Annotated in this window: 12 protein-coding genes, 6 tRNA genes, 2 rRNA genes and 1 pseudogene; 6 read left to right on the top strand and 15 right to left on the bottom strand. The window is 41.6% G+C overall.

Annotation, left to right across the window (positions count from 1 at the left end; genetic code table 11):
• Positions 1 to 551 precede the first annotated feature (551 nt).
• From ACE3G9_RS08015 to ACE3G9_RS07970, 10 genes are all read right to left on the bottom strand, one after another.
• Positions 552 to 1,532: a Gfo/Idh/MocA family protein gene (locus tag ACE3G9_RS08015; protein ID WP_449218869.1), complete on the bottom strand. Its 981-nt coding sequence runs from the start codon at positions 1,530 to 1,532 to the stop codon at positions 552 to 554.
• A 134-nt stretch (positions 1,533 to 1,666) separates the two neighbouring features.
• On the bottom strand, positions 1,667 to 2,611 hold the full coding sequence (locus tag ACE3G9_RS08010; RefSeq protein WP_417880435.1) for an ABC transporter permease: 945 nt from the start codon (positions 2,609 to 2,611) through the stop codon (positions 1,667 to 1,669).
• A 2-nt stretch (positions 2,612 to 2,613) separates the two neighbouring features.
• The gene (locus tag ACE3G9_RS08005; protein WP_417880436.1) at positions 2,614 to 3,591 is read right to left on the bottom strand and encodes an ABC transporter permease; all 978 of its coding nucleotides are present in this window, start codon (positions 3,589 to 3,591) and stop codon (positions 2,614 to 2,616) included.
• Between the two features lie 149 nt (positions 3,592 to 3,740).
• Positions 3,741 to 5,300 (bottom strand): ABC transporter substrate-binding protein, encoded by a 1,560-nt coding sequence (locus tag ACE3G9_RS08000; RefSeq protein ID WP_417880437.1) that lies wholly within the window; start codon positions 5,298 to 5,300, stop codon positions 3,741 to 3,743.
• 99 nt (positions 5,301 to 5,399) lie between these two features.
• The gene (locus ACE3G9_RS07995) at positions 5,400 to 7,115 is read right to left on the bottom strand and encodes a dipeptide ABC transporter ATP-binding protein (RefSeq protein WP_417880438.1); all 1,716 of its coding nucleotides are present in this window, start codon (positions 7,113 to 7,115) and stop codon (positions 5,400 to 5,402) included.
• Between the two features lie 638 nt (positions 7,116 to 7,753).
• A tRNA-Pro gene (locus tag ACE3G9_RS07990) sits at positions 7,754 to 7,830 on the bottom strand.
• 191 nt (positions 7,831 to 8,021) lie between these two features.
• Positions 8,022 to 8,097, bottom strand: a tRNA-His gene (locus tag ACE3G9_RS07985).
• 135 nt (positions 8,098 to 8,232) lie between these two features.
• Positions 8,233 to 8,309 (bottom strand) — tRNA-Pro (locus tag ACE3G9_RS07980).
• A 190-nt stretch (positions 8,310 to 8,499) separates the two neighbouring features.
• Positions 8,500 to 8,575, bottom strand: a tRNA-His gene (locus ACE3G9_RS07975).
• 32 nt (positions 8,576 to 8,607) lie between these two features.
• Positions 8,608 to 8,684: transfer RNA gene (locus ACE3G9_RS07970), tRNA-Arg, on the bottom strand.
• Between the two features lie 288 nt (positions 8,685 to 8,972).
• On the opposite strand from ACE3G9_RS07970, the gene ACE3G9_RS07965 reads away from it, so the two are divergent.
• Positions 8,973 to 9,386: a c-type cytochrome gene (locus tag ACE3G9_RS07965; protein WP_449218868.1), complete on the top strand. Its 414-nt coding sequence runs from the start codon at positions 8,973 to 8,975 to the stop codon at positions 9,384 to 9,386.
• 84 nt (positions 9,387 to 9,470) lie between these two features.
• Here ACE3G9_RS07965 and rep read toward each other — a convergent pair whose 3' ends face one another.
• Positions 9,471 to 11,486, bottom strand: a complete 2,016-nt coding sequence (gene rep / locus ACE3G9_RS07960; RefSeq protein ID WP_449218867.1) for a DNA helicase Rep — start codon at positions 11,484 to 11,486, stop codon at positions 9,471 to 9,473.
• Between the two features lie 237 nt (positions 11,487 to 11,723).
• On the opposite strand from rep, the gene ACE3G9_RS07955 reads away from it, so the two are divergent.
• From ACE3G9_RS07955 to ubiK, 4 genes and pseudogenes are all read left to right on the top strand, one after another.
• The gene (locus ACE3G9_RS07955) at positions 11,724 to 12,218 is read left to right on the top strand and encodes a TetR/AcrR family transcriptional regulator (protein ID WP_417881475.1); all 495 of its coding nucleotides are present in this window, start codon (positions 11,724 to 11,726) and stop codon (positions 12,216 to 12,218) included.
• An 18-nt stretch (positions 12,219 to 12,236) separates the two neighbouring features.
• The gene (locus ACE3G9_RS07950) at positions 12,237 to 13,343 is read left to right on the top strand and encodes an efflux RND transporter periplasmic adaptor subunit (protein WP_449218866.1); all 1,107 of its coding nucleotides are present in this window, start codon (positions 12,237 to 12,239) and stop codon (positions 13,341 to 13,343) included.
• 11 nt (positions 13,344 to 13,354) lie between these two features.
• A pseudogene (locus ACE3G9_RS07945) lies at positions 13,355 to 16,402 on the top strand (multidrug efflux RND transporter permease subunit); the annotation flags it as partial.
• 168 nt (positions 16,403 to 16,570) lie between these two features.
• Positions 16,571 to 16,825, top strand: a complete 255-nt coding sequence (gene ubiK, locus ACE3G9_RS07940) for a ubiquinone biosynthesis accessory factor UbiK (RefSeq protein ID WP_417881477.1) — start codon at positions 16,571 to 16,573, stop codon at positions 16,823 to 16,825.
• 168 nt (positions 16,826 to 16,993) lie between these two features.
• On the opposite strand, the gene ilvC is transcribed toward ubiK, so the two are convergent.
• Complete coding sequence (gene ilvC, locus ACE3G9_RS07935) at positions 16,994 to 18,478, bottom strand: ketol-acid reductoisomerase (RefSeq protein ID WP_417881478.1); 1,485 nt, start codon at positions 18,476 to 18,478, stop codon at positions 16,994 to 16,996.
• 166 nt (positions 18,479 to 18,644) lie between these two features.
• On the opposite strand from ilvC, the gene ilvY reads away from it, so the two are divergent.
• Complete coding sequence (ilvY, locus tag ACE3G9_RS07930; protein ID WP_417881479.1) at positions 18,645 to 19,535, top strand: HTH-type transcriptional activator IlvY; 891 nt, start codon at positions 18,645 to 18,647, stop codon at positions 19,533 to 19,535.
• A gap of 41 nt (positions 19,536 to 19,576) precedes the next feature.
• Here the strand turns inward: ilvY and rrf (ACE3G9_RS07925) are convergent.
• The 3 genes from rrf (ACE3G9_RS07925) to rrf (ACE3G9_RS07915) all read right to left on the bottom strand — a co-directional run bounded on the left by rrf (ACE3G9_RS07925) (position 19,577) and on the right by rrf (ACE3G9_RS07915) (position 20,002).
• Positions 19,577 to 19,692 (bottom strand): 5S ribosomal RNA (gene rrf, locus ACE3G9_RS07925).
• Positions 19,693 to 19,739: 47 nt separating this feature from the next.
• Positions 19,740 to 19,816 (bottom strand) — tRNA-Thr (locus tag ACE3G9_RS07920).
• A 70-nt stretch (positions 19,817 to 19,886) separates the two neighbouring features.
• A 5S ribosomal RNA gene (gene rrf / locus ACE3G9_RS07915) occupies positions 19,887 to 20,002 on the bottom strand.
• Positions 20,003 to 20,007 lie beyond the last annotated feature (5 nt).

Raw genomic sequence — 20,007 nt, 5'->3', positions numbered from 1 at the left:
AATAACTTAAATTCAAATAGTTATCTTTATTTTTGTCTAATTTTTAATTCTTTTGCAGTTAAGTTTGCAAGAAGTAGAGTGAACAGTAGAGTTCCTTCCCTCAAACTACTCTTCAACTGGTTGTAGTGTTCGACCAAAGCTTTATTGTCATTGAGGGGGAGAGAATCACTAGTGTGTAGAAGGCACTCTAACTCAGAGTCCTTCGCGATTAATTGCACCGCTACACCATCATTTATCACTTCTAACAAGCATAGCTTTAAAGCTCGTAAGGTGCCTAATTTTTATATAAACCCGAGTTCAAGTAATTCTTTGATAGCTTGTCCATTTCATCAAGCGTTACTTCGACATAAATATCGAGATCTATTTTTGAACTGGATCCAACTATCGAAGGCACACCCATACGCTCAATCAGAGCGGGAGGTAAAGACTTTATAAGAAGTGATTGATGCAGATGAAACAGAGCTTCACAAATTCTCTGGAATTAATTCAGAGAAAAGAACTTCATGCCCACTTTAAGGTCTCTAGATAATAGTTATAAAGCAATAGTCGCGTTATTTATCAGCCGGAAAGCTAACACCCACTTGCTTTCTCACTTCTGTCGTCACCCTCGATACCCCTAATGCCCTAGCCTTAGCATTATCACACAACTTACCTTGCTTAATTTGCTCGGCAAAAAACTGAGCCTCATAAGTCATGGTATTTTCGACTTGAGGTACACTCAAAATTTTTGCCTCTTCACCACGTAACTTCAAGATAATATGGTCGCACTCAGAAATGTGCTCAATAATCATTGAACCAGCTTCGCCTTGGATCTCACTTGGGATATTCGAATCTGAAACTTTAGAGTGGGAAATCACCACATCATGTTCTTTGTAACTCAAAATCACTGTACCGTGAGCATCAACGCCAGAATCAAGTAAGTGAGCACTCGCTTTAATCGTTTCAGGTTCCCCAAATAGCGCTACAGCACTAGAGACACAGTAGAAACCGATATCCATAATTGAGCCGTTTGAGAAGGCGGGATTGAAAGTATTCGGGTTTTCACCATCTAAATAACGCTGATAACGAGATGAATACTGGCAGTAGTTGATAAACACTTTATGCACTTTACCGAGCTTCTCAAGATTCTGGGTAATGAGCTGGAAATTAGGTAGGTACTCCGTTTTAAATGCTTCAAACAGCACCACACCATTTTGTTCAGCTACTTGGTACATATGCTCAGCTTGAGTGATATTCGAGGCAATAGGCTTTTCACAAATCACATGTTTACCATTTTCTAACATCAACACGCTTTGTTCATAGTGTAGAGAGTTCGGGCTAGCAATGTAGACCGCATCAAACGCATCACTTTGCGCCATAGTCTGTAAATCGGTAAAACACTGTGCTTGAGCGTTAAACGGCGCAGCAAACTCTGCCGCTCGCGCTTCGCTGCGTGAATATACGGCGGTTAATTCAAATTCATTCACTTCTAATGCGGCTTGCACAAAGCGTTCAGTGATCCAGTTTGTCCCGATAATGGCTAGACGTAGCATAGTGTTCCTTTACTCCCAATCAACAAAAAACCGTAGAAGTTACTCCTCTACGGTTTTCATCATACGTAAATTTATCTCGCTGAGTAACTAAATTTCACAATACCCAAAGCGACAACGTCAGGTACGAGGGATATTTAACCTTTATATAACTTTGGATTAAACACGTCTCGCAACCAGTCACCAAGCAAGTTAATCACTAGCACTATGGTTACCAATACAATTCCAGGGAACGCCGTGATCCACCAAGAGCCTGAGAAAATGTAATTAAAACCAATACTAATCAATGAGCCCAATGATGGTTGGTCAACCGGCAAGCCTAAACCAAGGAAAGACAGTGCTGCTTCTGACATAATCGCATTGGCAATTTGCACCGTTGAGATAACCAAAATTGGTGATAAACAGTTCGGTAAAATATGACGGAACATGATGCGAGGTGAACGGAAACCCATTACACGTGCCGCTTCCACATACTCTTTCTTCTTCTCAGCCAATACGGATGCACGAACGGTACGCGCGTATTGTGGCCATTCCGCGACACCGATAATCACGATCAGCATTAACACGGCATACTGACCATAAAATTCCCCACCGAAGCTGGCTTTGAAAATCGCCGAAACAATAATCGCGACCATCATAGTCGAGAAAGATAATTGGATATCAGCAAAACGCATTAGGAAGCTATCCATTCGACCACCGAAGTAACCGGCAGATAAACCAATAATGATGCCCAAAAACAGTTGCACCGCTACCGCGCAGAAGCCAATCATTAATGACAAGCGCGAGCCATATAAAATGGTTGAGAAAATATCACGCCCTTGGTCATCAGTACCCAACCAAAATGCAGGATCCCCTTCTGCCATCCAAGACGGCGGCAGTTCTGAGTTCATAATATCAATCGAGGTTAAATCATACGGGTCGGTTGGCGCGATCCATGGCGATAAAATAGCAGCCACAAAAAATGCCATAAATACCGCAAAGCTGACCATCGCCACTTTGTCACGCAGGAAGTAATACAAGATGTCTGATTGTTTGAAGCGTTCCCAACGAGTAGGAACAACAGATGAAGTTTGCTGATTCATAATTATGCTCCTTTTCCTGTGATATTGACGGTTGGGTTAACCAAACCATAAAGTAAATCGACGATGGTATTGGTAACCACAAAGATCAAACCAACGAAGATAACGTAAGCGGTAATTAACGGTGTATCGACACGGTTAATCGCTTCAAGGAAAAGAAAGCCTGTACCCGGCCATTGGAATACGGTTTCAGTCAAAATGGTGTATGCCACCATTGTACCAATCTGCACACCACCAACCGTTAATACTGGTAGCATGGTATTTTTCAATGCATGTTGGTAATAAATTTTGTTCATCGCCAAGCCTTTCGCTCGACAAAATTTAATGTATTCAGAGCCTAGCACTTCCAACATTTCAGAACGGACTAAGCGAATAAATAACGGCAACATGATTGAAGCTAAAGAAATACAAGGCAAGACTAAATGCGCTAAACCATCAAGTGTAAACAGACCAGAATCCCAACCTAGAATATCGCTGGTATCTCCACGTCCATAAGATGGCAGCCAACCTAGCTCTATCGAGAACACATACATCAACATAATCGCGGTTAAGAAAACCGGAATTGAAATACCAACACTACTAAAGCCCATAATGATTTTGGTTAAAATACTTTTGGGATTGATAGCTGAATAAACGCCGAGTGGAATCGATAAAAAGATAATGATTAATGTCGCACCAAAAACCAGTTCTAATGTGGCAGGAAGTTTATCCAAAATCACTTCTGCCGCAGGTTTTTTAAAAAAATAAGATGTACCTAAATCGCCATGCAGTACATCCACCACAAAACGAGAATACTTTACTGTGAATGGGTCATTGAGTCCCAATTCATCACGCAATGCTTGTCGCTCAGCTTCTGAAACTGATTGCCCGACTAACTCACGTAACGGGTCGCCTAGGTTATCCTGTATGGAAAACGCTACTAGACTGATCACAAACATCACTATCAGTGCCTGAAATAGGCGCTTGACCAGAAACGTTAACATTCCTTGCCCCTTAAATAATCCATTAAGCGCTGGTTAGCTCCATATTTCTTAGAAGTAACCAGCTTATTTTTATAGGGCCGTATAACTCGATTCGAGAATATACGGCCTATTGTTCATTAATAAAAACGAATTAATCTCGTTAAATTAGCTTATTTTTCATCAACGACTAAATCACCAAAGTATGGGAAGTTCATCGCATTCACAATTGGTGTAATGTGAACATTAGACTTCGCACCCCACGCTAGGTTTTGCCAATGTAGTGGTACAAAAGCGGCGTCATCATAAAGAATACGTTCAACTTTTTGCAGTTCAGCACTACGCTTCGCTGGGTCAGTTTCAGTATTGGCTTCATTAATCAGCTTATCAACTTCTGGGTTTGAGTAGTGACCACAGTTATATTGACCTTTACCTGTTTTCTCATCACGAGTCATGGTTAAGAACTCGGTTAGGTTGGCAGAATCTTCTGTATCCGCATGCCAACCAATCATCAACATATCCGCTGCACACTTATCAAACTCAGGCCAGTATTGCGCTTTAGGCATGGTTTTCAAATCAACCTTGATACCAATTTTCGACAACATGGCTGCCGCTGCTTGAGCTATTTTTGCATCATTGACATATCGGTTATTTGGCGCAATCATGGTTAAGCTAAAGCCATCTTCGTAGCCCGCTTCTTTCATTAGCTCTTTCGCTTTTTTCAAATCATAACGAGGCTTTAGGTCCGCGTCATAACCAGCATAACCTTCTGGACTCTGCTGACCAGCAGCCGTTGCGAAACCTTTCATGATTCGCTTAGCAATCCCTTCATTATTAATGGCATAAACAATCGCCTGACGGACACGCTTATCTTTTAACGCTGGGTTGCTTTCTTGGTTCATTTGGAAAGAAATAATACGTGTGCCAGGAAGCGTCACCAAATCAATACCATCGGCACCTTTCACTCGGTCATGATCATTTGGCGCAACCGGAGCAATCATATCTACACCACCAGAAAGCAAAGCGGCAACACGTGTTGCATTTTCTTTGATTGGTTTAAGTGTCAGGTGATCAACATTACCTTTTGAGTCTTTATCCCAGTAATCAGCAAAACGTTCAAAATCGACTTTTACGCCTTGTTCACGATCAGTCACAATGAAAGGACCGGTACCAGAAATATGAGTTGATGCATAAGAGTTGCCATGCTTCACAATTGCAGATTTATCGTTGCCATTTTCATCTTTACCAGTATAAAACTTGCTATCCATAGGGAAGATGTAAGTAGCAGATTGAAGCACTAGAGGGAAAGCATCTTTAGTCACAAGATCGACGGTGTAATCATCAACTTTTACTGCTTTTTCAAACGGTTCAAAAATAGCTTTAAAATCTTGTGAGTGTTGTAAACGGTTAAAAGTCCACACTACATCATCGGCCGTCATTGTATTGCCTGAATGGAATTTCACACCTTTACGCAAATGAAAACGCATGGTTTTATCATCAATTCGCTCCCACTTTTCAGCCAAACGAGCTTCAAATTCAAACTTTTGGTTATAGCGAACGAGCGGGTCAAACACCATATGAGACAGCTGTAAAGTACCACCTGATAATTGCTCATGCGGATCCATTGATACTGGGTCAGCATCATAAGCCACGGTAATATCAGCAGCCATTGTATTAAAGCTCAAACCCGCAGCCATTAATGCTACGGCTAATTTGCTCTTCATCATTTTCATTTGCATAACTCCTTCATGCGGGAGGACATCCCTTGTTTTTATTTAGAGTGTGTTGTGTTTATACATCTGTGGTCCTCTCGCGGCCCATACGATACGCCGTTAAGCGATTTGCATATCTTCTCTAAGGCCAGTAAATTCCGGCATTAAAGAAATCAATTGTTTACTGTATTCGTGTTGCGGATCAGTAAACAGTTGCTCTGTTGGAGACACTTCCAATAATTGCCCCATTTTCATCACACCAATGCGATCGCACATTTGACGAATAACTGGCAAATCATGACTGATAAATAACATGGTTAAGTTCAGCTCATCTTGTAAGTCTTTTAATAGATTCAAGATCTGTGCCTGAACTGACACATCTAGTGCAGAGGTTGGTTCATCACAAATCAATAAACGTGGACGGGTCGCTAAAGCACGAGCAATCGAAATACGTTGACGCTGACCACCAGAGAATTCATGTGGGTATTTCACACCCGCCATACGCCCCAAGCCAACGTGATCTAACAGATCATGCACGATCTTGCGCGTTTCGTTTTCATCACGGGTTAATTTGTGGAAACGAATCGGCTCAGCAATGATGTCGAAGATTTTCATACGAGGGTTCATTGATGTATAAGGATTTTGGAACACCATCTGCATCTGACGACGGAAGGGTCGACGTTCACGCTCTGATTTAATGGCTGTTAAATCAATCCCTTCAAAAGTCACTTTGCCTTCATTTGGTGCGTATAGCCCGGCAATGACACGAGCAATCGTTGATTTACCCGAACCAGACTCCCCAACCAAACCAAAGGTTTCCCCTTCATGAACATCAAAACTGACATTATTAGAGGCTTGCACATATTCTCTACGTGATTCGAACAACGAGTCTTTGGTGGTAAAACGTAAGCTAACATTTTCAACACTCAGCAATGGCCCTCTGTAATCACGCTGATCTTGGCTTTGCCCTAACCAGTGACTTTTAATATCGAGTGGTTCAAGTTCATGTGCCTCTTCGATATAGCTCACTAATGGAAAACGATCGAATTTTTTATCCGAACGAGGAACGGCTGAAATTAAGCTGCGAGTGTAGGTGTGCTCAGGAGTGCCAAGTACCTTGGCAGTCGGACCAAACTCAACAAGGTCACCACGATACATTACGGCGACTTTATCGGTAACGTTAGAAACTACACCCATATCATGGGTCACCAACATACAACCGACATTATTCTTGATACATAAATCACGAATAAGGCTAAGAATTTGATCTTGAATCGATACATCAAGTGCGGTGGTTGGCTCATCAGCAATAATTAATTCAGGCTCACCAGCTAATGCGATGGCAATCACCACACGTTGACGCATGCCACCAGAAAATTGGTGAGGATATTGTTTTAGACGATTTTCAGGTTGAGGAATGCCTACTTGGTTCATTAAGTTTAATGCACGTTCGTAAGCTTCTTTTTCCGATACCTTCATATTGGCATGAATGGTTTCAGTAAGTTGATGTTCAACCGTAAATAATGGGTTCAATGATGTCATTGGATCTTGGAAAATAAACCCAATTTTGGAGCCACGTACTGAACGCATTTGTTCAGGCGTTAAACCTGAAATTTTCTCGCCATCCAAGAAAACATCGCCACCAGCGATACGGCCAGGAGGGCTTAACAGATCAATCACCGCATTACCAACGGTCGATTTGCCTGCACCAGACTCACCAACGACACCGACGATCTCACCGCGCTCAATGCTGAAAGAAAGGGATTTTACTGCGGCGTGAACACCGTGACGCGACGGATACTCGATCCGCAAATCTTTAACTTCTAAAAGTGGCATTACCAGACCTCTACTGCTTTGACAGCTTTCTGCCTTGTCTGTAAAAAAACGAATCCATTCGTTGTAATCCTCATCCCCAAAAGGAGGGAAGACAAATTGTGTTTTCCAATTTGGCAAACAATTAATGAAAATGCAATAAAACAGCATATTAAACGCTAAAAAAAGCCGTACAAAGCACATTTATTAACAAAATTTCAACAAAGGATAGATAATATTGCTGACAAAATAAACAATACAACAGATTTAGCTTAAAAAGCATGCAGTAGATCACAGCAGATTGTCATGCAACCAATGCATAAATAAGCAAATAATATTAAGAGAAGCTATAATTAAAACAAAAGAAATACATAAATATAAAGTTAAAGCTAATAATCAGTCAGCTTTAGAGGCTGCAATATTTTAATACCCAGAAGCCCTTTTTTAGATATGACTTCTTAAAAGTAGTCACTGAAGAGCCAAGAGCCTAATATCAAAACCACCTTTCGATCTGGCACGATTGAAACACAAAAAAACCGCATCATTTCTGATTCAGTTTTTTAATGTGGTCGGTGAAGAGCCAGATTCTAATATCAGACGAACCCCGCCCCGTCGGGCCTAGATACAAAAAACCGCATCATTTCTGATGCGGTTTTTTAATGTGGTCGGTGAAGAGGGATTCGAACCCCCGACCCTCTGGTCCCAAACCAGATGCGCTACCAAGCTGCGCTATTCACCGATATTTTTTATTTGCCTTTAGTTCAACCTACCAAGGGTCACCCTCTGGTCCCGCTATTCCTAAAAGCCGGAGATGCGCTACCAAGCTGCGCTATTCACCGATGTAAGTTCCTAATCCCTAGTCTTCTAGTTCCTAGAGGTGCCAGTTTTAATCTTCCTAGTAACTAGGGATATAAACTCGTACCTAAAATATGGGGTGGCTAACGAGGCTTGAACTCGCGACAACCGGAATCACAATCCGGGACTCTACCAACTGAGCTATAGCCACCAAAGTTAAAGCCTCACCTGAGTGAGGCTTTAAAATATGATCGGTGAAGAGCCAAAATTCTAACATCAGGCGAACCCACAATTTGTCAGGTTTCTTACACCGAAACTTTTGCCTATCACAAAAGTTTATTTAAAATGGTCGGTGAAGAGGGATTCGAACCCCCGACCCTCTGGTCCCAAACCAGATGCGCTACCAAGCTGCGCTATTCACCGATATTTTTTATTTGCCTTTAGTTCAACGTATGAGGGTCACCCTCTGATCCCGCTATTCCTAAAAGCCGGAGATGCGCTATTAAGTTGCGCTATTCACCGATATAAGTTTCTAGTCCCTAGTTTTCTAGTTCCTAGAGGTGCCAGCTTTAATCTTCCTAGTAACTAGGGATATAAACTCGTACCTAAAATATGGGGTGGCTAACGAGGCTTGAACTCGCGACAACCGGAATCACAATCCGGGACTCTACCAACTGAGCTATAGCCACCAATGTTTTTACCGATATTCCTGCTTTCCGAATGGCACGCCCGAAAGGATTCGAACCTTCGACCTTTGCCTCCGGAGGGCAACGCTCTATCCAGCTGAGCTACGGGCGCATGCCCTATCGGCGGAGTGGAATAATACGTATATCACACTAGGTCGTCTAGTGTTTTTTGAACTTTTTTTACTGTTTGGTGCGTTTTTCAACAATTAAGCAATAAATAAACCTATTTAGGATGTGACACACACCATGTCACTGCAATCTTATAGTTTATACCACGTTATTAAAAGGATACAATCACGACTTATTTACAATTTTATAACGATATACTGCTCCTTCGAAGAGCAATGAAGCTTTGTTTTTATCTAGGTCCTTTTTATCGGCCTAAGAATATAGTGAGTTTATGGATATGATTCGCCAAACCTTAATGATACTTACCGCGACACTTACCTTTTCTTCTTTCGCCTTTGCTTCTGGAATCAGTGACCGCGAACGAGCTGCGATTGCTGATCGCATTAAACCTGTTGGGGATGTCTACCTTGCTGGTAGTGAACCAGTTGACGCTGAAGCATCCGGCCCTCGTGATGGCGCAACAGTGTACGGTACTTTCTGTATTGCTTGCCACGGTACTGGCGTCAGTGGTGCACCAAAAAAAGGTGATGCAGGAGATTGGGGAGCGCGTATTGCTCAAGGTGAAGAAACACTGATTAAACATGCCACCGAAGGCTTTAATGCAATGCCACCGAAAGGGACTTGTATGGATTGTTCTGATGATGAAATCAAAGCTGCTATCGAACACATGATTGCTGGCTTATAAATACTGTGGCACATAAACAAAGCCTCATACTCCCTAATATGAGGCTTTGTTATTTATTTCATCTATAAAAATCTTAGTTACTTACTACTTTTTAAACATAGCTCGCAAATTCGCAATATGGGCTTGGCCTTTCTCCATACGTTCTTCCGCACTTTGTGGTTTTTTCTGTAATTCCCACTCAACATCATCAAAAGGTAATTCATCTAAGAAACGACTTTGCGTTGGTTTAATTAGCTCACCGTATTGGCGACGCTCACGACACATCGTAAAGGTCAGCTCTTTCTGCGCACGAGTAATACCGACATACATTAAGCGACGCTCTTCATCGACATTTTCTTCATCAATGCTGGTTTGATGAGGCAAGATGCCCTCTTCCGCTCCCATCAAATAGACATAAGGGAACTCTAAACCTTTAGAGGCATGCAATGTCATCAATTGGACCTGGTCGGCATCATCATCACCTTCCCCACGTTCCATCATGTCACGTAGAGTTAGGCGTTGAACCACTTCTTTTAGAGTCTTTACCTCTTGATCGTAGTTATCACCCTCTAAATCTGCAGTAATCCACGTATAAAGATCAGAGACATTCTTCATTCGCATTTCTGCTGCTTTAGGGCTCGATGAAGTCTCGTATAACCAATCTTCATAATTGATGTCTCGCACCAATGAACGTACTGCCTCAACTGTATTGCCTCTCTCCGCATTATCCGCAATTTCAACAACCCAAGCGGTAAAGCGTCGCAATGATTCTAAGCCTCTGCCAGATAAATGTTGCTCAAGTCCCAACTCAAAACTGGCCTCAAATAAACTTTTACCACGCATATTGGCATAGCTACCCAGTTTTTCGAGTGTCACCGGGCCAATTTCACGCTTAGGTGTATTCACAATTCTTAAGAAGGCATTGTCATCATCTGGATTAACCAAAACCCGTAAGTAAGCCATCATGTCTTTAATTTCAGCGCGAGCAAAAAATGAAGTACCACCGGATATTTTATATGGTACTCGGTTTTGCATGAGCGATTTTTCAATCAAGCGAGATTGGTGATTACCACGGTACAAAATCGCATAGTCTTTATATTGAGTGCGGTTTAAGAAGCGATGAGCAATGATTTCACCAGTGACTCGTTCGGCTTCATGCTCTTCATTCTTGGCGGTAAGCAACTTTAGTTTTTCACCGTCGGGAATTTCAGAGAAAAGCGTTTTTTCAAATACATGCGGATTATTAGCGATCAAAATATTGGCACAACGTAAAATTCGACTAGTTGAACGATAGTTTTGCTCCAGCTTAATTACTTTTAGTTGCGGGAAATCTTTATTAAGTAACACTAAATTTTGTGGACGAGCACCACGCCAAGAGTAGATGGATTGATCATCATCCCCCACCACAGTTAAGCGGGCTCTTTCACCGACAATTAAACGTACTAATTCATACTGACTGGTGTTGGTATCTTGATACTCATCCACCAGCAAGTAGCGGATTTTAGATTGCCAGCGCTCACGCACCTCACTATTAGTTTTCAGTAGCAATACCGGCATGGCAATCAGGTCATCAAAATCAAGTGCATTATAAGCTTTCATTTGATTCAAGTATTTTTCAAAACAAAAGGCAAATAATTGCTCTTGTTCTGAATCGGCTTGCGCTTTGACCTGAGCGGCAGTTAGCATGTCATTCTTCCAATTGGAAATGCTGCTTAATAACTGACGCAATAAATCTTTATCGCCATCGAGTTGCTCTTCGGTTAAGTCTTTCAACAAGGCTAGCTGGTCTTGATCATCAAATAATGAGAAGCCGGCTTTTAATCCTAATGATTTATATTCACGACGAATGATATTGAGTCCGAGCGTATGGAAGGTTGACACCATCAAGCCTCTAGCTTCTTTCTTGCCTAAGGTTTGGCCGACTCGCTCTTTCATTTCTCGCGCGGCTTTATTAGTAAAAGTGACCGCTGCAATATGCCTTGGTTGATAGCCACATTGCTGTACAAGGTAGGCTATTTTATTAGTGATCACGCGAGTTTTGCCCGATCCAGCACCAGCGAGCACCAAGCATGGGCCGGACACATATTTTACAGCGTCATCTTGTCGGGGGTTTAACTTCATACTGAGCTCAATATTTTTCTCTACATCTGCTACTCTAATTAAGGTGTAACAAATTAATACGAATATTTTATTTTTACTGACTAATCAATAAATCCTGAATATAATGAATGAACGTTCATTCATTATCTGGTCTTTTCTATGGTTAATTCTAAAGGCAATTCGCTGTTAGATAAACGACAACTCATATTGAATAGCGCTGAACATATGATTGCTAAAAATGGCTTTCAAGGGTTATCTATGAACAAACTGGCTCAAGAAGCCGGTGTTGCTGCTGGAACCATCTACCGTTATTTCCAAGATAAAAATGACTTGGTTGAAGCGGTACGCATGCATGTCCTTCAGCGTGTGGCTGATATGGTACAGCAAGGTGTTGAAGAACACATGCCTCTCAAAGAAAGATTCATGTTAATCTGGAGAAACGTTGCTCATGTTACTACGACTCAAAATGAAGTCGATATCATTCTCAACCGAATCCAATATGAGTCTTTGCCAACGAGGCCAAGTTGTGGTTCAGAAATAGAACGTAAGCTATTCTATAAAATTGAAACTATGTTTAATGAAGGGAAAGCTCTCGGTGTATTTAAACCATTAGATAATCATTTACTTGCTAGTTTAAGTTTAGATGTTTGTTTATCAATAGCCAGAAAACACGTACTTGGTTGTTATATTATCACTGATACCGCCCTTGATTCCGCTATTGAAGCGAGTTGGGATGCGGTTATTCAACATTAATTTTGGAGTTCTGACGAAATGAAAAAGTGGACTTTCGTTATGCTGATCATCGCAATACTACTGTTCGGTAGTGTGATTGGCTTTAATATGTTTAAGCAGAAAAAAATTGCCGAATACATGGCAAACATGCCAGAGCCGGAATTCCCGGTAACAGTAGTCAAAGTCAGCCCAGAAGATTGGACCCCAACCATAGATGCGATTGGTTTTGTCGAACCAAATCAAGGTGTCACCCTTACCGCTCAAGCTAGCGGTCAAATTGATAAGATTCATTTTGATTCTGGTATTGATGTTAAAAAGAATGATGTATTAGTTGAGGTTGATTCAAAAGTAGAAAAAGCACAACTAAAAAGCTCTCAATCAAAGCTACCCGCTGCACAAGCAAAATACGTACGCTATAAAGATCTGTATTCTAAAGGCTCAGTATCTAAAGAAGCGTTTGATAATGCTGAAGCAGATTACTTATCGCTATCAGCCGATATAGAAAGCTTAAAAGCATCAATTGACCGTCGTACCGTTACCGCACCTTTTGATGGCACAGTTGGCTTACGTAATGTATTTAATGGCCAGTTTTTAGAAACTGGTGCAGAAGTTGTGCGTTTAGAAGATATGAGCGTGATGCGTCTGCGTTTCACTGTGCCACAAACCGACATTAGTAAGATTTATGTTGGCCAACAAGTGAATATTAATGTTGATTCTTATGCTGATAAAATCTTTAAAGGTTCAATTAGTGCTATTGCCCCGGCAGTAAATGCACAAAGCGGTTTGATTCAAGTACAGGCTCAAATACCAAACAGTGATGGAAAGCTCCGCAGTGGTATGTTTGCGAGAGCCAGCATTGTACTACCAACCATTCATGATCAAATTATCGCACCTCAAACGGCGATCACCTATACCCTTTATGGTGACAGTATTTATGTGCTTGAAGAAAAAGACGGCGTACAACGTGTTATCCAAACAGTAGTAAAAGTCGGTGAACGTGCGGGCAGTGTTGCTCATATTTTAGATGGACTAGAACCTGGTCAAACTATTGTCACCTCGGGACAAGTTCGCTTGAGTAACAATTCAAAAGTTAAAGTTGTGGAGAGTGATGCAACCACTCCACCAGCCCAAACCCCAATGCTGTAACTGGAGGCACTATGCGCTTTACTGATGTTTTTATAAAACGTCCAGTTTTGGCGGTATCGATCAGTCTTTTGATTGCATTGCTTGGTTTTCAAGCCATCTTCAAAATGTCTGTTCGCGAATACCCCGAAATGACCAACACCGTTGTAACGGTAACAACCAGTTACTACGGTGCAGATGCTAACTTAATCCAAGGCTTTATTACTCAGCCTTTGGAGCAAGCGATCGCTCAAGCCGATAATATCGACTACATGACCTCCAGCTCAGTGTTAGGTTTATCGACCATTACGGTAACGATGAAACTTAATACCGATCCTAATGGCGCATTAGCCGATATCTTGGCACAAACTAACTCGGTTCGTTCACAGCTACCGAAAGAAGCGGAAGATCCAACTGTAACTATGTCGACAGGTTCAACAACCTCGGTACTTTATATTGGCTTTACTTCTGACGAGTTGGTCTCTAGCCAAATTACTGATTACCTAGAACGGGTAATTAACCCACAGTTGTTTACCGTTAATGGTGTATCTAAAGTTAACTTATACGGTGGTCAACAATATGCTCTACGCATTTGGTTAGACCCAGCCAAAATGGCAGCGTTTGATTTAACCGCGACTGAAGTCATGAGCATTTTAAATGCTAACAACTACCAATCAGCAACGGGCCAATCTACTGGTGAATTTGTTATTTATAATGGTAGTGCCAATACTCAAGTAAAAGATACGGCTGAACTTGAACGTTTAGTGGTTAAGTCTGATAAAGGAGAAGTAATTAGACTAAGTGATATTGCCAAGGTTTCATTAGCCAAAAGCCATGATACTTATCGTGCGACTTCAAATGGTAATGAAGCAGTAGTGGCGGCGATTGACGCTTCACCAACTGCCAACCCAATCAATATCGCACATGATGTTTTAGAACTATTGCCTGACTTGGAAAAAAACCTGCCTAGCAATATTGAAATGCGAATCCTTTATGATTCAACGGTTGCTATCAATGAATCAATCAATGAAGTTATTCATACTATATTGGAAGCCGCATTAATCGTATTGGTAGTGATCACTCTATTCTTAGGCTCACTTCGCGCGGTTATCATTCCAATCATCACCATTCCATTATCTTTGGTTGGTGTGGCAGTCGTTATGCAGACGATGGGATTCTCATGGAACTTGATGACCCTGCTGGCAATGGTACTTGCGATAGGACTGGTTGTTGATGATGCTATCGTAGTATTAGAAAACGTGGATCGGCATATAAAACTCGGTGAACCTCCATTTAGGGCAGCGATTATTGGTACCCGTGAGATAGCGGTTCCGGTTATCGCGATGACATTAACACTAGGTGCGGTATATGCTCCGATTGCTTTAATGGGTGGTATTACAGGTTCATTATTTAAGGAATTTGCTTTAACGCTTGCAGGTGCGGTATTTGTGTCGGGGATTATCGCCTTAACACTCTCACCAGTAATGTGTTCTAAGATGTTGAAAGCCCACTCAGAACCTAATCGATTTGAAATCTTAGTACACAGAGTATTGGATCGTATGACTAATCGCTATGAACGTATGTTGCGTGCAGTAATGCAACATCGTCCAGTACTGATCGCATTTGCGGTCATTGTTATGGCGAGCTTACCACTATTGTTTAAGTTTATTCCTAGTGAATTAGCACCATCGGAAGATAAAGGGGTGGTGGTATTGATGGGTACAGGTCCATCCAATGCTAACTTAGACTACCTACAAAACACCATGAATGAAGTGAACGATGTACTGGTTGATCAACCAGAAATTCAATATGCTCAAGCATTCACTGGTGTTCCGGCATCTAATCAAGCTTTTGGTATTGCGTCGATGAAACCGTGGAGCCAGCGTGAAGCCAGCCAATCGGAAGTCACTGAACGTGTGGGTAAGCTGATGAAAGATATCCCAGGCATGGCTGTGTCGGCTTTCCAGATGCCAGAGTTACCAGGTGCAGGTTCAGGCTTGCCAATGCAGTTTGTGATCACTACACCGAACAGCTTTGAAAGCTTATTCCAAATTGCCAGTGACATTTTGGTCGAAGTAGGGAAAAGCCCATTGTTTGTTTATTCAACATTGGATCTCAATTTTGATTCAGCAACCATGAAAATCAATATTGATAAGGATAAAGCCGGTGCTTACGGCGTGACTATGCAAGATATCGCAGTGACCATTGGTACTATGATGTCTGACGGTTATGTTAACCGTATCGATCTCAATGGCCGATCTTATGAGGTTATTCCTCAAGTAGAGCGCAAATTCCGCCTTAATCCTGAGTCGATGAATGGTTATTATGTGCGCGCATCTAATGGACACTCTGTACCACTTAGCGGTTTAGTTCATATTGATGTTATCGCTCAACCACTGTCTCTGCCTCACTTAAACCAGCTGAACTCAGCTAATATAAGTGCAGTTCCATCACCAACGGCTTCTATGGGTCAAGCGGTTGATTGGTTCGAAAACATTGCTGAAACTAAGCTACCTCTAGGCTATAACCATGAGTATTTAGGTGAAGCAAGGCAATACGTGACCGAAGGTAGTGCACTGTATACCACATTTGGTCTAGCGCTAGCGATTATCTTCTTAGTACTTGCAATTCAATTTGAGTCTATCCGAGATCCATTAGTCATCATGGTATCGGTACCACTAGCGATTTGTGGTGCATTGATTGCCCTTGCTTGGGGTGCAGCAACCATGAATATCTACTCTCAGGTAGGGTTGATCACACTAGTTGGCCTTATCACCAAACACGGTATTTTGATTTGTGAGGTAGCTAAAGAAGAACAGTTACATCACGGTAAATCAAAAATAGAAGCGGTAATGGAGTCTGCAAAAATTCGTCTACGTCCAATCTTAATGACGACAGCAGCGATGATTGCAGGTCTAATACCTCTACTTTATGCCAGCGGTGCAGGTGCGGCTCAGCGCTTTAGTATTGGTATTGTTATCGTGGCGGGCCTTGCCATTGGTACTTTGTTTACCTTGTTTGTATTGCCAGTCATTTACAGCTACTTAGCAAGTGAACATAAACCACTACCAGAGTTCGATGAAAGTATTCCAGCCATCGAAGAGCCTAAACACTAACTCTTCATATTGGATAAGTTAAATACAAAGGCTACCAGCCAAATTGGTAGCCTTTGTTTTATTTCACGATAACAAGCCGAGACATTTTGAACAGATTTGCATAAAATAACGCAATACTATTTAGGAGCTAACCAGATGTTTGATGCTAAGAAAATTGAGCAAATTGCCAAACAAATTCACGAATCAATGCCTCAGCCAGTAAAAGACCTTGGTTCCGACGTTGATCAAAAAGTTCGCCAAGTGATCCAAGGACAACTCAATAAGTTAGATGTGGTTTCACGTGAAGAATTTGATGTACAAACCCAAGTTCTACTGCGTACTCGTCAAAAACTGAATGACATTGAAGCAAAACTCGCTGACTTAGAAAGTAAGTTAAGCGAAAAAGAATAAGTTAACCGTCCCACAACACAAAAGGCTTGCCATTTAATAGGCAAGCCTTTTTGTTTTATCTAGTACAGAATTACGCTGGAATATCTCTGACTTTCTAGGAATTGGCGCGGAATTGACGATAGTCAATGAGCACCAACGACACCGAAAGGCTGAGATATAACAAGTAATTTAGCCTCCAACGGCAATACGTTTCATATCCTTCATATACCCACGTAACTCTTGACCAATCCACTCAACTGGATGGTTACGTAGCGCATCGTTAATCTCAATTAACCGACCGTTATCAACTTGATTGCTTTCTTCTTTTAAGCCTTTACCGATTACATCGGTACTTACTTTCGGCATAAATTTTTCACGCAATAGTGGCGTAGCAACATTCGCGAATAAATAGTTACCGTATTCAGCCGTATCTGAGATAACCACATTCATTTCATATAGACGCTTACGGGCAACCGTATTAGCAATCAGTGGCAATTCGTGTAATGACTCGTAGTAAGCGGATTCATCAATGATACCTGATGCTGTCATCGCTTCAAATGCTAGTTCAACACCTGCACGAACCATTGCAATCATTAGAATGCCATTATCAAAGTATTCTTGCTCTGAGATTTCGACATTTGATTCAGGGTAATTCTCAAACGCAGTTTGACCCGTTTCTTCACGCCAACCTAGTAGGTTCTTGTCATCGTTCGCCCAGTCTTCCATCATAGTACGTGAGAATTCACCGCAGATAATATCATCCATGTGCTTGTTATACAGTGGACGCATAAGATCTTTAAGCTCTTCTGATAGCTCAAATGCTTTTACTTTAGCAGGGTTTGATAGACGATCCATCATGTGAGTCACGCCACCAAATTTTAATGCTTCAGTGATCGTTTCCCATCCAAATTGCAATAACTTACCGGCATAGCCAGGATCAATACCATCAGCAATCATCTTCTCATAACAAACAATTGAGCCAGCCTGAAGCATGCCACAAAGAATAGTTTGCTCACCCATTAAATCAGATTTTACTTCTGCTACAAATGAAGATTCTAGTACACCTGCACGGTGACCACCTGTTGCCGCAGCCCACGCTTTAGCAATTTCTAAACCTTCACCTTGTGGGTCATTTTCAGGATGCACAGCAATCAGAGTTGGAACACCAAAACCACGTTTATATTCTTCACGAACTTCTGTACCAGGGCATTTAGGCGCAACCATCACTACCGTAAGATCTTTACGAATCTGCATGCCTTCTTCAACGATATTGAAACCATGAGAGTAACCAAGCGCTGCACCTTGTTTCATTAATGGCATCACTGTTTCAACCACGTTTGTATGCTGCTTATCTGGGGTCAGGTTTACTACTAGATCTGCCTCAGGAATCAATTCTTCATAGCTTGCAACTTCAAAACCATTATCTTTAGCATTTTTAAACGATTGACGTTGCTCATCGATTGCTGCTTGGCGAAGTGCATACGCAACATTTAAGCCTGAATCACGCATATTTAAGCCTTGGTTAAGACCTTGAGCACCACAACCCACGATTACGACTTTTTTACCTTTTAGGTAATCAGCTTCTTGTGAAAACTCTTCGCGATCCATAAAACGACAACGACCTAATTGGTCTAATTGTTCACGTAGATTCAAGGTATTGAAATAGTTAGCCATAATCTAAAAATCCTGTCTTTAATTAATCCATAATAGCGTTGAGTAAGTATTACTCTAAAGATGTCCTTACTCGATGAATTGATATTAAAACACGAATTCAATTGCCCAAAGTGATATATTCACAAGTAATCATTGCGAAAAGTGCAATAACGTTAATAGGATCACAATGAATATTCGTAGTCTTCACTTATTTGTCCATCTATGCAGTAGTCAAAACTTCAGTAAGACGGCATCTGCGATGCATATAAGTCCATCCGCTTTAAGTAGACAGATTCAAAAGTTAGAAGAAGAAGTAGGACAATCGCTACTGGTTAGAGATAACCGAAGTGTTGAGCTAACGGAAGCAGGAAAAAAGCTCCTTCCAGTGGCCACTCATATCACTCAAGAGTGGACCCAATTTTGCAGCAGCCAACAAGGAAATGAACAGCAGTTAGCCGGAGAAATTCGATTATTTTGCTCAGTAACTGCAAGCTTTAGCCATTTACCCGAGATTTTAACCGACTTCAGACTGGCCTACCCTAAAATCGAATTGAAACTTTCAACCGGAGATCCCGCACAAGCGATTGATAAGTTATTACGCGATGAGGCCGACATTGTAATTAGCGCTTTGCCGACACAGCTACCTGCACGTTTAGAGTTTGAAACAATCGGTGAAATCCCCTTATCTGTCATTGCTCCAAATGCTCACAGCAGCTTCACTGCTGAACTACAAAAAGAACAACCTGATTGGACTCAAATTCCGTTTATCATTCCAGAAGCCGGAACTGCTCGAGATAGAAGTAATACTTGGTTTAGAGATATGAAGTTTAAGCCTAATATTTATGCTCAAACATCCGGTCATGAAGGTGTTGTTAGTATGGTTGCACTTGGTTTAGGGGTAGGTATAGCTCCTGATGTGGTCATCAATAACAGCCCAGTGAAAGATAAAATTCAACGTTTAAAGGTCGCACCGATTAAACCTTTTAAATTAGGAATTTGTTGTCAACGATCTCAGCTACAAAACCCACTGATAAAGGCATTATGGCAAGTATCACAAAATAAATTTATAAAGGCATAAACGAAAAAGGCCTCCCAATTCAGGGAGGCCTTAAAATATAAGCCTAGCAATGTCCTACTCTCACATGGGGAAACCCCACACTACCATCGGCGCTACTTCGTTTCACTTCTGAGTTCGGCATGGAATCAGGTGGGTCCAAAGTGCTATTGTCGCTAAGCAAAACTGTTACGGCTAATTTGATAAGGCCGTTGCAATGCTAAATAGTGGTGCTGATACCCAGACTCGAACTGGGGACCTCACCCTTACCAAGGGTGCGCTCTACCGGGCTGAGCTATATCAGCATATATTCTCAGCAATAATTTTGCTTCGAACATAAAAAAGCCCGTTTAACACGGGCTCTTTCAAAATCATGCCTGGCGATGTCCTACTCTCACATGGGGAAACCCCACACTACCATCGGCGCTACTTCGTTTCACTTCTGAGTTCGGCATGGAATCAGGTGGGTCCAAAGCGCTATGGTCGCCAAGCAAAT

It is taken from the genome of Vibrio sp. E150_018 (assembly GCF_053544035.1).
Note: the sequence above shows the minus strand (reverse complement) of the source record. Positions and strands in the feature narration are given on the sequence as shown.